We start from the raw sequence: 13,815 nt of genomic DNA on the forward strand, positions 1-13,815 counted from the left end.
CTCCCGCGCCCGCAGCGCCCTCGTCCGCGGCGGGCGAAGAGCGGAATGCTGTGCACCGCCCGCTCGGGGTCGGTGCGTGGAATCATGGAACCATGGACAACACCGAGCACCCCATGAACATCGCCCACGAGCAGGACGACTCCCGGCAGGAGCCGCCCGTGACCGAGCTGAGCGAAGCGGAGAGCTGGGAGCTGCTCAAGCAGTCCCGTTTCGCGCGCCTGGCCACCCGGGACGGGGACGAGATCGACATCACCCCGCTGAACATCGTCACGGACGGTGAGAAGCTGTTCTTCCGCTCGGCCAAGGGCACCAAGGTGCTGCACCTGCAGCTGAACCCCAACGTCACGGTGGAGATCGACCGCGCCGCTGGCTCGCAGGCGCACTCCGTGGTGGTCCGCGGAACCGCGGCCATGGTCACGGACACGGAGCAGATCAAGCACGTGGAGGAGCTCGGGCTGCGGCCGTGGCTGGAGACGGAGAAGATCGAGTTCGTGGAGATCACCCCCACGCGCATCACTGGCCGCAAGTTCCGCCTGGGACACTGAGGGTGGCGGACACGCAGCACGGCAGCGCCCAGCGCGGCACGGGGCTCCCCGATTCCGGCGGGCTCTCCGACGTCGGCGCCCGCCCCGATGCCAGCGCTCTCCCTGACTCCGGGGCTGCGCTCGATCCCGGGTTCAGGCCCGAGTTCAGTACCGTTCCGGGCGCTCCGCGCTCCGACGACCCCGCGACGCTGCGGGAGCTCCACACGGACCTCACGGCCGCGGGGTTCACCGTGGACGGGGTCACCGAGCTGGTCGGGGAGCAGGCCATGTCCGCGTGGTCGCGGGACGAGGCCGTCCCTGCCCGACGGGCGCTGGAGCGTCACTGCCACGCGGCTCCGGCGCTGGCGACCCTCGCCTCCTTCTTCCTGCTGGGGGATCCCGTCCCGGCCGCGGCGCTCGACGCCGCCCTGCCCACCGTGGGCGCGGCGGGCCTGCGCGCCCTGGGACTTGTCGAGGACGGCCCCTCCGACGACGCCCTGCTGGCGACGATGGATCTGCGCCCCTACGCCACGGACGCCTCGGACGAGTGGTTCGTGGCGAGCGACCTCGGTGCCTTCCAGCGCCCGGGGGTGCTGCGCCACGACCACGTGCTGGGCATCGGCGGGGCCTCCACCACGCTCGTGCAGTCGACGCCGCGCCGCGCGGTGGACCGCGCCCTGGACCTCGGCACCGGCTGCGGGATCCAGACCTTCCACCTGCTCTCCCACGCCCACCACGTCACGGCCACGGACATCTCCGACCGCGCCCTGGCCACGGCGCGCTTCAACCTGCTCCTCAACGCGGAGGCCCTCGGCCTGGACGCGGAGGACCTCGATGCCCGTGTGAGCCTGCGGCGCGGCAGCCTGCTCGAGCCCGTGGCCGGGGAGAGCTTCGACATGGTGGTCTCCAACCCGCCGTTCGTCATCACGCCGCGTTCTCCCGGCGACGACGCCGAGCGCTACACCTATCGCGACGGCGGACTGCCCGGGGACCGCCTCGTCAGCGACCTGCTCGGCTCGCTTCCGGACGTGCTGAACCCGGGCGCCACGGCGCACATGCTCGCGAACTGGGAGATCCCCGCAGATCCCGACGCTGGCCCGGAGGAGACGTGGTCCCGCCGGCCGGCGTCCTGGATCGCCCCCGGAATCGGTGCGTGGTTCATCCAGCGCGAGCTGCAGGACCCGTGCGAGTACGCGGAGACGTGGTTGCGCGACGCTTCGCAGCAGCGGGACCTCGCACACTACGAGGCCGCCTACCGCGCCTACCTGGAGGACTTCGACTCCCGCGGCGTCGTGGCGGTGGGCTTCGGCATGGTGTGGCTCTACCGCCCCGCCGCGCAGGACGCCGCCCCCGCGCCGCGCATCTTCGAGAGCATTCCGCACCCCCTCCAGCAGCCGATTGCCCCGGCCCTGGGTGCCGAGTGGGACCGGATGCTGCGCCTGGCGGCCGATGGCGGCGGAAGCGGCAGCGACGGCGAGCTGGGTGCAACAGCCGGGCACGACGTCGTCGGGACCGCCCACGACGGCTGGCAGGACCGGCACTACACGGTCGCGCAGGACGTGACCGAGGAGCGCCACGGCGCGCCCGGCGCGGAGGACCCAGCCCTCATCCTGCTGCGCCAGGGCGCGGGGCTGCGGCGCACCGTGATCCTCTCGAGCGAGGCCGCCGGTTTCACCGGGGTGTGCGACGGGGAGCTCAGCGCCCGTCAAATCCTTACGGCGCTCGGCTCGCTGCTCGGCTGGGAGGTCGGCCCGGCGCCCCAGCTGCTGCGCGAAATCAAAGCCCTGATCGAGCACGGCTTCCTGGTGGAGGTGTAAGACTGATCCCATGAGTGAGAATGCGAATCCCGTTCAGACCATGGACTCCCAGCGCGTGTGGGAGCTGCTGAGCGAGTTGCCGTACGGCCGTCTGGCCGTGCAGGCGGCGGGATTGGTGGACATCTTCCCGGTCAACCACGTGGTCAGCCACCGCAGGTTGTTCTTCCGCACCGCGCAGGGCACCAAGCTCGCGAGCCTCGTGGTGAACAACCACGTGGCGTTCGAGGTGGACCGGGTGCGCGACGGCCACGTGGAGTCCGCGGTGGTCCACGGCCGGGCCCGCCGGCTGGAGACGCGCGCAGAGCTGGAGGCGGCCGAGCAGCTGCCCCTGCAGCAGTGGGCGCCCACCGAGAAGTTCCACTTCGTGGTCCTTGAGCCGGACGACGCCACGGGACGAGAGTTCACCCTGGGCTCTGACCCGGCGTGACGGTGCGTACCGTACGCTGACGGTTCGGGAGCGGCACGGCACCGGCCCCGGGAAGGACCCGGGCGCCGTCGTGGGGCACCGAGCGCGAGGAACAGGAACAGACCCGGCGAGGACGCGCGGGTCATGACGAGGAGCACTATTGGCATCCAAGGCCACCAAGAACGCCGGTACGGGCAAGAGCCTGCTGATCGTGGAGTCACCGTCCAAGGTGAAGACGATCGCGGGGTACCTCGGGGACGCCTACGAGGTGGAGTCCTCCATGGGCCACATCCGCGACCTGCCCCAGCCCTCGGAGCTGCCCACGGACATGAAGAAGGGTCCGTACGGCAAGTTCGCCGTGGATGTGGAGCACGAGTTCGACCCGTACTACGTGGTCAACCCGGACAAGAAGAAGAAGGTCACGGAACTCAAGCGCAAGCTCAAGGACGCGGACGCGCTCTACCTCGCCACGGATGGTGATCGCGAGGGCGAGGCCATCGCGTGGCACCTGCTCCAGGTGCTCAAGCCGAAGGTCCCGGTCTACCGGCTCACGTTCCCGGAGATCACCAAGGAGGCCATCGAGCGCGGCTTCGGCCAGCTGCGCGACATCGACCAGGACCTTGTGGACGCCCAGGAGACCCGCCGCATCCTGGACCGCCTCTACGGTTACGAGATCTCGCCCGTACTGTGGCGCAAGGTCTCCTCCGGGCTCTCCGCGGGACGCGTGCAGTCCGTGGCTACGCGACTCGTGGTCCAGCGCGAGCGGGAGCGGATCGCGTTCGTCCCCGCCGACTACTGGGACCTCACGGGCCAGTTCGCCCGCCCGGAGGGCCAGGACGCCGGGCGCCCGTTCAGCGCGCGCCTGAGCTCCCTCAACGCTCGCCGCGTGGCCACTGGCAAGGACTTCAACGACCGCGGAGAGCTGAAGTCCTCCGCCGCGGACGGGCCGGTCGCGCTCGACGAGACGGTGGCGACGGCGCTCGCGGCCGGGTTGCAGGACGCCGCCTTCGCGGTCCGCTCCCTGGAGACCAAGCCCTACACCCGCCGCCCGGCGGCCCCGTTCACCACCTCGACACTGCAACAGGAGGCGGCCCGCAAGCTGCGGTTCACCTCCCGCACCACCATGCGCGTGGCGCAGCGGCTGTACGAGAACGGCTACATCACCTACATGCGAACGGACTCGGTGGCGCTGTCCGACCAGGCCGTCAACGCGGCTCGGGCGCAGGCCAAGGAGCTCTACGGGGCCGAGTTCGTGCCCGCCTCCAAGCGCGTGTACGCCTCCAAGTCCAAGAACGCCCAGGAGGCCCACGAGGCCGTGCGCCCCGCCGGGGACCGCTTCCGCACGCCGTCGCAGGTGCGCTCTCAGCTGTCCGTGGACGAGTTCAAGCTCTACGAGCTGATCTGGAAGCGCACTGTGGCCTCGCAGATGGAGGACGCCAAGGGCAGCACTGCCACCGTGCGCCTGGGTGCCGAGGCCACCGCCGCCGCGGGAGACCACGCCGGGGACGACGCCGAGTTCTCGGCCTCCGGAACCGTCATCACCTTCCGCGGGTTCCTGGCCGCGTACGAGGAAGGCCGGGATGTGAACCCGGAGCTCGCGCAGGACTCCGGGAAGAAGTCGCAGAAGGACGAGGACAAGCGCCTGCCCGTGATGTCCGAGGGGGACGCGCTGGACGCCTCCGAGGTCACCGCGGACGGGCACACGACCACCCCTCCGGCGCGCTACACCGAGGCGTCCCTGGTGAAGACGCTGGACGAGCTCGGCATCGGGCGCCCGTCCACGTACGCCGCCACGATCTCCACGATCATGGACCGCGGCTACGTGCAGGTGCGCGGCTCGGCGCTGATCCCGTCCTGGCTCGCGTTCTCCGTGGTGCGTCTGCTCGAGGACCACTTCTCGGACTACGTGGACTACGACTTCACGGCGGAGCTCGAGGACGACCTGGACCGGATCGCCCGCGGCGAGGCCGAGCGCGTGAAGTGGCTCTCTGGCTTCTACTTCGGGGAGAACCCGTCCGAGCCCGGGCTCAAGCCCATCGTGGACGACCTCGGGGAGATCGACGCCCGCGCGGTGAACTCCATCCCCATTACGGACGAGATCACCCTGCGCGTGGGCAAGTACGGCCCCTACCTGGAGGCCGGCGGCACCGTGGACCCGGAGACGGGCGAGATCAGCGACCCCGTGCGGGCGAACGTCCCCCTGGACCTCGCCCCGGACGAGCTCACACCGCAGAAGGCGCGGGAGCTCATGGAGATCGGCAAGGCGGACGGCCGCGAGCTGGGGGTGAACCCGGAGAACGGTCGGACGATCGTGGCCAAGGACGGCCGCTACGGACCGTACGTCACCGAGATCGTGCCCGAGCCCACCCAGGAGGAGCTCGACGCGATCCCCACGGAGTACTACAAGAACGGCAAGCCCAAGCCCAAGAAGATCGAGAAGCCCAAGCCCAGCACGGCGTCGCTGTTCTCGTCCATGAACCTTCAGGACATCACGCTCGACGACGCCCTGAAGCTGCTGTCCCTGCCGCGTGAACTCGGCCAGGACACGGACGGCGAGACGATCACCGTGCAGAACGGCCGCTACGGCCCCTACCTGAAGAAGGGCTCGGACTCGCGCTCCCTCTCCTCCGAGGACCAGATCTTCACGATCACCCTGGACGAGGCGAAGACCATCTACGCCCAGCCGAAGCAGCGGGGGCGCCAGGCCGCCAGGCCGCCGCTCGCGGACCTCGGCGCGGATCCGCTCACCGAGAAGCGGATGGTCATCAAGGAGGGCCGCTTCGGTGCGTACATCACGGACGGGGAGACCAATGTGACGGTCCCGCGCGCGGAGGCGATCGAGCAGATCACCGCCGCCCGTGCGTCCCAGCTGCTCGCGGAGAAGCGTGCGAAGGGCCCCGCCCCGGCGAAGTCAGGCTCGCGACCCCGCGCGAAGAGCACGACCGCCAAGAAGCCCGCAGCCAAGAAACCTGCCGCCTCGAAGGCGACGGCGAAGAAGCCCGCAGCCAGGAAAGCTGCCGCCACGAAGCCGGCCGCCAGCAAGACCGCGGCGAAGAAGTAGCACCCTGCTCCATCGGGGTCCGTCGCACGGCGGGCCCCGGCATGGCCGCTCACGGGAGCGTCCGCACGCCCTCGACCGAAGCGAAGGAACAGCATGAGGCTCTCCGTCCTGGACGTCGGCTCGAACACGGTGCACCTGCTGCTGCTGGACGTCTATCCCGGGTCCCGCCCGGAGCCGTACGCGTCCCACAAGGTGGCGCTGCGCCTGGTGGACCACCAGGACGAGTTGGGTCGGATCACGGACGAGGGCCGGGACCTGCTGACCGCGTTCGTGGTGGAGGCGCGGGACTTCGCCGTGGAGCACCGGGCGCAGGACCTGCTGGCCTTCGCCACCTCCGCCATCCGTGAGGCCGCCAACGGTGCCGAGGTGCTGGAGCACGTGCAGTCGGTCTCCGGCGTCACGCTCACGGAGCTCTCCGGGGACCAGGAGGCGGCCATCACGTTCTCCGCGGTGCGCCGCTGGTTCGGCTGGAGCGCGGGGCGGGTCCTGGACCTGGACATCGGCGGCGGCTCCTTCGAGATGGCCATCGGCACGAACGCGCTGCCCAGTGTGGCCACCTCAGTGCCGCTGGGGGCCGGCCGGCTGTACCGCGCGTACCTCGCGGGAGCGGACGTGGCCTCTCCCGCTCAGTTCAAGGCGCTGCGCAAGCACGTGCGGACCACGCTGCGCCCGGCGGCGGACCGGATCGCGGCCGGGGGACACCCCAACCTGGTGGCGGGCACGTCCAAGACGTTCCGCTCCCTCGCCCGGATCTGCGGTGCGGCGCCGTCGGCCCAAGGCCCGTACGTGCAGCGCGTGATGCACCTGGAGGACCTCCGGCTGTGGACGCGGCGCATGGAGGCCATGTCCGTGACCGAGCGTGCGGACCTGCCCGGGGTCTCCGTGCAGCGCGCCGCACAGGTGGTCGCGGGCGCGATCGTGGCGGAGACCGCCATGGACGTGCTCAAGATCGAGACCCTGCAGATCTCCCCGTGGGCCCTGCGGGAGGGGCTGATCCTGCGTCGCATGGACCGGCTGGTGCGGGACTCCGCCAGCGAGACCGTCGACCCGAAGGACCTGGTGACCAGTTCATGAGCGAGAAGAACGTCGAGTACCGTCCGCACGTGGCGCTGTCCACGAGCTCTCTCTACCCGCAGGGCGTGCCCGAGACCTTCGAGGTGGCCCAGCGGCTGGGCTACGACAGCGTGGAGGTGCTCGTGACGCACGAGCGCATGAGCCAGCTGACGCACCAGCTGCTGGACAACGTCCAGAAGTACCAGATCCCCATCTCCACGATCCACGCGCCCACGCTGCTGTTCACGCAGCAGGTGTGGGGCAAGGCCTGGACCAAGGTGCAGATGGCCGCGAAGCTCACCCACCAGGTGGGCGCCGAGGTGGTGGTGGTGCACCCGCCCTTCCGGTGGCAGCGCAAGTACGCCAAGAACTTCGTGGCGGGCGTCCGGGAGGTCTCGCGCATGACGGACACGAAGATCTCCGTGGAGAACATGTACCCGTGGCGCGTGGCCGGGCGGGAGGCAGTGGTCTACTCACCGCACTACAGCCCGCTGGGCCAGGACTACGAGTGGGTCACGTGGGACTTCTCCCACGCAGCCACCGCGAAGATGGACTCCCTCGCGGCGGTCAAGGAGATCGGCCCGCGGCTGGGCCACGTGCACCTCACGGACGGCTCTGGCGAGACGCTCGCGGACGAGCACCTGCTGCCGGGCCACGGTGTGCAGCCGGTTGCCGAGACGCTGCAGTACCTGCGCGACCAGCGCTGGCAGGGCGTGGTGGGTGTGGAGGTCTCTACGCGCAAGTCCCGGGACACGGACCAGCGCGACAAGTGGCTCGCGGAGTCCCTCGACTTCGCGCGGCGGCACATGACGGTGGGGCACATGACGGTGGAAGGAACCGCGTCGTGACATCAGATTCCTCAGCGGCCGCGGACCGGGACGAGACCGCCTCCCATCTCCAGGGGGAGTACTTCCCTGTCGTGCAGCTCACGGTGGCCGAGCGGGACGGCACGCCCGTGGCGTTCTCGGGAACCCTCGACGGCGGGCTGGAGATGCTCTTCGTCGATGCATCCCAGCGGGGCAGCGGTGTGGACGGCGCCCTGCTCACGCACGTCCTCGCCACCCAGGGCGTGACCCGGGTGGACGTCAACGGGCAGCACCCCGGGGCACGCGGCTTCTACGAGCACCACGGCTTCTGTCCGGTCGGCCGCGACGAGACCGACGACGCCGGGCGCCCCTATCCGGTCGTGCACCTGGCGCTGGAGGCCTGAGAGGAAGAGAACCTAGGTCGCGGCGGGGCGCGCCGCGCGATAGCGTCATGGACGAGACCGCGAGCATGACGGCCCCAGGCCCACCGGCCGGTCACGAAAGGTGGGCCCTGGAGTGCGCGTCGCGCACCGAGAGGATTGTTGAGATGAGCGAGACCACCCTGGCCTTCCTGGGCACAGGATCCATGAACGGCGCCATCCTTCGGGGCGTGCTGGCGGGCGGCACGGACGCCGCGCAGGTGCGGGCGACGACCCGTTCGATGTCGTCAGCCGAGAAACTGCGCGAGGAGACCGGAGTGACCGTCTTCGCGGGCGAGGAGAACGAGGACGCGAACACACAGGCCGTGCAGGGCGCGGACATCGTGCTGCTCGGCGTGAAGCCGTACGCGATCCTGGACCTCGCCCGGGAGGTCGCCCCCGCGCTGGATCCGGAGACCGTGGTGGTCTCGGTGGCCGCAGGCGTCACCGTGGACGCGCTGCAGAAGGCACTGCCCGAGGGCCAGCCGGTGGTGCGCTCGATGCCCAACACGCCGTCGAGCGTGGGGCGCGGCGCGCTGTCCGTCACGGCGGGGGAGCACACCTCGGACGAGCAGCTCGCGGGCGTCAAGGACGTCCTGTCTGCCGTGGGCACCGTGGTGGAGGTCCCCGAGAACCTGATCCGCGCGGTCACGGGTGTCTCGGGCTCCGGCCCGGCGTACGTGTTCTACCTCGCGGAGGCCATGCAGCAGGCGGGTGAGGCCCTCGGGCTGGACCCGGAGACCGCGCGCGTGCTCGCCAAGGAGACGGTCTCCGGCGCCGGTGTGCTCCTGGCCCCGCAGGACGCCGATCCCGCGGCGCTGCGCCAGGCGGTCACGAGTCCGGGCGGCACCACGGAACAGGCGATCACCACGTTCGACGAGAAGGGGCTGCGCGACATCATCCGGGCGGGGGCGGAGGCGTCGGCCGCCAAGGGGGATGATATGGAGAAGGAGTACGGCGGCGAGTGAGTCGGCTGCCACGGCCCATCCCACGAGAGAAGGCGGCAGCACCGTGAGCACGTTCGGCATCGAGGAGGAGTTCCTCCTCATGGACGGGCAGGACCACCTGCCCGCGCGGCCCACCCAGCAGCAGTCCGTGCAGCTGACCACGCTGGAGGCCGGAGGGGCGTCCGCGACCCCCGAGTGGCTCGCGTGTCAGGTCGAGGAGACCTCCCCGATCTTTCACGACTCGGCCACTGCCATGGACTCGCTGGTGGAGTTCCGCACGGCCCTGAAAGACGCCGCCGCACCCATGGGGATGGACGTCGTGGGCCTGGCCTCCGCCCCGCAGATCCGCGCCGAGCCCGCGGACCCCTCCTGGAACGAGCGCTACCAGCGCCACTCGCTCCAGACCCCGGCGATCGCCGCGGACCAGTACATCAGCGGTCTGCACGTGCACCTGGGCTTTCCTGACCTCGAGGTTGCGGTGCAGGCGCTCAACGGCCTGCGCGGCTGGCTGCCCGCGCTCGTGGCGCTCGGAGCCAACTCACCCCTGTGGCGCGGTGCGGAGTCCGGGTTCGAGAGCTGGCGCTCCATCCACTACCGCCGCTGGATGGCCAACGGCGTGCCCCCGCACTTCACGGACCTCGAGGACCACGAGGTGCGCGTGGCCATGCTCAGCGCGTTCGACGTGATCGAGAACCCGTCGAGCCTCAGCTGGCTGGCCCGGCTCTCGCACCGCCACGGCACCTTGGAGATCCGGGCGTGCGACGTCCAGCTCGAGGCCCGCGACTCTGTGTCGATCGCTGTGCTGATCCGCGCGCTCGGCAACTACGCGCTGGAGAATCCCCCGGAGATCCAGTTCACGCAGGAGTACCTGGACATCGCCCTGTGGCAGGCCGCCCGCTGGGGCCTGGGCGGGCGGGTCCTGGACCCGGAGTCCGCCGGTCCCGTGCCCGTGGACGCACTCATCGAGTCCCTGCTGAAGCGGGTCCGCGGGTACTACACCAGCGAAACGGACCGCGATTTCGCGGAGTCCGGGATCCACCGCATCCTCAGGAACGGCAACGGGGCCATCCGCCAGCGCCGCGCCTTCTCGCAGGGCGAGCTGCCGGGCCTGATGGCCATGGCCTCGGAGGCGATGACGGCGCGCAGCTGAGCGCAGCGGCGCGGTGTGGGATGACGACGCGCGGCCACTCCTCGGAGTGCGTCGCTGTGCGCTCGGCCGCGAGGAGCCCGGTGCCCCCGCGAACCGTCCGGGCCCCGGGGAAGGCGGCCACGCGGCGTCGTCGGGCGGGGCTACGGGCGCGCCGCGAAGCGTTCGATGAGGTCCACGTGGCCCGAGACGATCAGCAGGTCCCGGGAGCTCACGGTGGTGTCCGGGCGGGCGTAGGTGAAGTCCTCGCCCGGGGACTTCACGCCCACCACGGTCACGCCGTACTTGGAGCGGATGTCCGACTCACCCAGCGTGAAGCCCTGGGTCTCGCGGGGCGGGTACATCTTGACGATCGCGAAGTCGTCGTCGAACTCGATGTAGTCCAGCAGGCGCCCGGAGACCAGGTGTGCGGTGCGCCGCCCCGCGTCCGCCTCCGGGTAGATCACGTGGTGTGCGCCGATGCGCGAGAGGATCTTGCCGTGCGCCGGGGAGATGGCCTTGGCCCAGATCCGGTCGATGCCCAGGTCCACCAGGTTGGCGGTGATCAGCACGGAGGACTCGATGGACGTGCCCACGCCCACCACCGCGGAGGAGAACTCCGCCGCGCCGATCTGGCGCAGTGCGTCCGTGTCCGTGGCCTCGGCCTCCACCACGTGGGTGAGCTGCCCGGACATCTTCTGCACCAGCCCGGCGTCCCGTTCCACGCCCAGCACCTCGCGGCCCTGCTGGATGAGCTGCAGGGCGGTGGCGGCGCCAAAGCGGCCGAGCCCCACGACCAGGACGGGCGCGGAGTGGGAGGAGTTCTTAGCCAATGATCGGCCTCTCTTCCGGGTAGGAGTACAGCCGGCGCCGCGAGCGCAGCGCCAGGGCGGTGGCCACCGTGTTGGTGCCGATGCGCCCCACGAGCATGATGACGGACAGCACGATCTTGCCGGCGTCCGGGGACGCCGCCGAGACCCCCGTGCTCAGCCCGCACGTGGCGTAGGCGGAGATCACCTCGAAGAGCACGTGGTCCAGCGGCAGGTGCGTCAGTGCCACCATCACGGCCGAGCCCAGCAGCACCACCGAGGCCCCCATCATGATCACGGAAATCGCGATGCGCAGGACGGAGTCGGGGATGGTGCGGAAGAAGGCGATCACGGACTGGTCGCCGCGCGCCTCGGCCAGGATGGCCAGGAAGACGACGGCGAGCGTGGTCACCTTGATCCCGCCGGCCGTGGACGCCGAGCCGCCCCCGGCGAACATCATGGCGTCCGAGAGCAGCAGCGTGACCTGTGAGGTGTCCGGCATGTCCACCAGGTTGAAGCCCCCCGAGCGCATCATCACGGAGGCGAAGAACCCCTGGAACAGGCGTTCCGGTGTGGACATCCTGCCCAGAGTGGCCGGGTTGCTCCACTCGACGAGCGTGAACAGCAGCCACGCGAGCACCAGCAGGATGCTCGTGGTGACCACGGTGAGCTTGGCGTTGAGGTTCCACCGGTTGAACCGGAAACCCACCTGTCGCAGCACGAGGATCACGGGGAATCCCAGGGAGCCCACGATCACCCCGATGCACACGGGCAGCAGGATCAGCCAAGCGGTGGGCCCCGCGTGGTCGTAGGGCACCAGGCCGTCCGTGTGGGGGGTGAACCCGGCGTTGTTGAAGCTGGAGATCGCGTAGAAGACGCCGTGCCACAGGGCCGTGCCCAGGGGCTCACCCTCCGCGAGGAAGCCGATGGAGAGCACCGCGGCCAGTGCGGCCTCGATGCTGATGGAGGTGATCACGATGATCTGCAGTAGCGAGCCAACCTCTCCGAGGCGCCCGATGTTCAGGGCCTCCTGAGTGATGAGCTTGGACTTCAGCCCGAGTTTGCGCCCGATGGCGAGAGCCAGGATCGAGGTCAGCGTCAGGGTGCCCAGGCCACCCACCTGGATGGCCACGAGGATCACGACCTGGCCGAACAGGGACCACTGCGCCGCGGTGGACACGGTCGTCAGCCCGGTGACGGTCACGGCGGAGGTCGCGGTGAAGACGGCGTCCACGAAGTCAGTGTCCTGCCCGTGCTTGGCGGCCACCGGGAGCCACAGCAGCAGTGCGAAACCGAGGTCCACGATGACGAAGACGATGACGGCGAGACGGGCTGGGGAGGAGTTCGCGATCTGGTCGACGAAGTCGCGGACACCGCGTGCGGCGCGCGTGGTGAAGGGTTCCGCATCGGGGGCCTGCGAGGAGGACTCGTCGACGGCGTGCGGCTGCTCGAGCTCGCTCACTGCACCTCCTCAGTGGAATCGTCACTGTGCTCCGGCCTCACTGGTCGTGCGGACCGGGAGGGTTGCGGGACGCAACATGTGCCAGTATCCCCCGATGTGGCGCGCTGCCACGACACCCCCCGGTTCCCGAGTGTTCTAATGGGTTTGTGACCTCTGCAACATCTGGCAAAGACGCCGCCGTCCCCACCAGTGTCTACTGGGATCCCCAGCTGCTCAGCTACAACTTCGGGGACTACCACCCCATGAGCCCCACGCGTCTGGACGCCACCATGCGCCTGGTGCAGAGCCTGGGCCTGGACACCGCGGAGAACGTCAGGGTCACGGTGCCGGAGGTCCCGGATGACAGCGTCCTGGAGCTCGTGCACACCAAGAAGTACGTGCAGTCCGTGCGCGCGGTCTCGGAGGACCCCACGCGGCAGATCCCGGAGAGCGGTTTGGGAACCGAGGACACACCGGGCTACGAGGGCATCCACGAGTCCAGTGCCCGTCTGGTGGGCGGCAGCTACCAGGGCGCGATGGACCTGCTCAGCGGAAAGGCCGTGCACGCCGTGAACTTCAGCGGTGGCATGCACCACGCGGCCGCGGACAGGGCCTCCGGCTTCTGCGTGTACAACGACTGCGCGGTGGCCATCCAGTACCTGCTGGACAGCGGGGTGAACCGGGTGCTCTACGTGGACGTGGACGGCCACCACGGGGACGGCACCCAGTCGATCTTCTACGACGACCCCCGGGTCATGACCATCTCCCTGCACGAGACGGGTCTCGCCCTGTTCCCCGGCTCCGGCTTCGCCAACGAGATCGGCACGGGGGAGGCCGCCGGCACCTCGGTGAACGTGGCCATGCCCACGCGCTCGGACGACTCCCAGTGGCTGCGGGCGTTCGACGCCGTGGTGCCGCCGATCGCCCGGGAGTTCCGTCCGGAGGTGATCGTCTCCCAGCACGGTTGCGACTCCCACTTCCATGACGAGCTGACCCACCTGCGCGTGAGCGTGGACGGTCAGCGGCAGATCGCCCTGGCCATGTCGGAACTGGCCGCCGAGCTGTGCGAAGGGCGGTGGATCGCCACGGGCGGGGGCGGGTACGACTGCCACGACGCCGTTCCCCGGGGCTGGGCGCACCTCGTAGGCGTGGCCGCGGGTCACCCGGTGGCGGTCACCACACCCGTGCCGCAGGACTGGCGCAGCTACATGGTGGAGAAGTACGGCGGGAACCCTCCGGAAATCATGGGGGACGAGGTGGACCTGTGGTGGCGCTCGTGGGAGATCGGCTACGACCCCAACGACGAGACCGACCGCAGCATCATGGCCACCCGCAGGGAGGTCTTCCCGCACTGGGGACTGGACCCCTGGTACGACTGATTCCTGCCACCGCTGACCCCGGTGGGA

The 13,815-nt window shown here is 70.1% G+C and carries 12 protein-coding genes; 10 read left to right on the top strand and 2 right to left on the bottom strand.

Features of this window, described 5'->3' with window-relative positions; genetic code table 11:
• The first annotated feature begins 92 nt into the window (after positions 1–92).
• The 9 genes from ABD264_RS06920 (at position 93) to ABD264_RS06960 (ending at position 10,183) form a co-directional block, all read left to right on the top strand.
• Complete coding sequence (locus ABD264_RS06920; RefSeq protein WP_244944725.1) at positions 93–545, top strand: pyridoxamine 5'-phosphate oxidase family protein; 453 nt, start codon at positions 93–95, stop codon at positions 543–545.
• A 2-nt stretch (positions 546–547) separates the two neighbouring features.
• Entirely contained in the window at positions 548–2,341 is a 1,794-nt protein-coding gene (locus ABD264_RS06925) for a DUF7059 domain-containing protein (protein WP_303104446.1), read from the top strand.
• Positions 2,342–2,351: 10 nt separating this feature from the next.
• The gene (locus ABD264_RS06930; RefSeq protein WP_055084392.1) at positions 2,352–2,768 is read left to right on the top strand and encodes a pyridoxamine 5'-phosphate oxidase family protein; all 417 of its coding nucleotides are present in this window, start codon (positions 2,352–2,354) and stop codon (positions 2,766–2,768) included.
• Between the two features lie 139 nt (positions 2,769–2,907).
• Positions 2,908–5,808 (top strand): type I DNA topoisomerase, encoded by a 2,901-nt coding sequence (topA, locus tag ABD264_RS06935; RefSeq protein WP_144940852.1) that lies wholly within the window; start codon positions 2,908–2,910, stop codon positions 5,806–5,808.
• A gap of 93 nt (positions 5,809–5,901) precedes the next feature.
• Positions 5,902–6,882: a Ppx/GppA family phosphatase gene (locus ABD264_RS06940; protein WP_290499248.1), complete on the top strand. Its 981-nt coding sequence runs from the start codon at positions 5,902–5,904 to the stop codon at positions 6,880–6,882.
• A complete protein-coding gene (locus ABD264_RS06945) occupies positions 6,879–7,709 on the top strand; it encodes a sugar phosphate isomerase/epimerase family protein (protein ID WP_344205137.1) in 831 nt (276 codons plus the stop codon). The genes ABD264_RS06940 and ABD264_RS06945 overlap by 4 nt, the downstream gene beginning before the upstream one ends.
• On the top strand, positions 7,706–8,071 hold the full coding sequence (locus tag ABD264_RS06950) for a GNAT family N-acetyltransferase (RefSeq protein WP_344205139.1): 366 nt from the start codon (positions 7,706–7,708) through the stop codon (positions 8,069–8,071). The genes ABD264_RS06945 and ABD264_RS06950 overlap by 4 nt, the downstream gene beginning before the upstream one ends.
• A 143-nt stretch (positions 8,072–8,214) precedes the next feature.
• Positions 8,215–9,054 carry a pyrroline-5-carboxylate reductase gene (proC, locus tag ABD264_RS06955; protein WP_144940843.1) on the top strand — a complete coding sequence of 280 codons (840 nt, stop codon included), beginning with the start codon at positions 8,215–8,217 and terminating at the stop codon, positions 9,052–9,054.
• A gap of 43 nt (positions 9,055–9,097) precedes the next feature.
• Positions 9,098–10,183, top strand: coding sequence for a carboxylate-amine ligase (locus tag ABD264_RS06960; RefSeq protein WP_186367237.1), 1,086 nt, complete (start codon positions 9,098–9,100; stop codon positions 10,181–10,183).
• Between the two features lie 140 nt (positions 10,184–10,323).
• Here the strand turns inward: ABD264_RS06960 and ABD264_RS06965 are convergent, their stop codons facing one another.
• Positions 10,324–10,992 carry a potassium channel family protein gene (locus tag ABD264_RS06965; RefSeq protein ID WP_144940837.1) on the bottom strand — a complete coding sequence of 223 codons (669 nt, stop codon included), beginning with the start codon at positions 10,990–10,992 and terminating at the stop codon, positions 10,324–10,326.
• A complete protein-coding gene (locus tag ABD264_RS06970; protein WP_144940834.1) occupies positions 10,985–12,430 on the bottom strand; it encodes a TrkH family potassium uptake protein in 1,446 nt (481 codons plus the stop codon). The genes ABD264_RS06965 and ABD264_RS06970 overlap by 8 nt, the downstream gene beginning before the upstream one ends.
• Before the next feature lie 146 nt (positions 12,431–12,576).
• On the opposite strand from ABD264_RS06970, the gene ABD264_RS06975 reads away from it, so the two are divergent.
• The gene (locus ABD264_RS06975; protein ID WP_055084408.1) at positions 12,577–13,788 is read left to right on the top strand and encodes an acetoin utilization protein AcuC; all 1,212 of its coding nucleotides are present in this window, start codon (positions 12,577–12,579) and stop codon (positions 13,786–13,788) included.
• The last annotated feature ends 27 nt before the right edge of the window (positions 13,789–13,815 follow it).

The organism is Kocuria salsicia, from assembly GCF_039532055.1.
GTDB classification, from domain to species: domain Bacteria; phylum Actinomycetota; class Actinomycetes; order Actinomycetales; family Micrococcaceae; genus Kocuria; species Kocuria salsicia.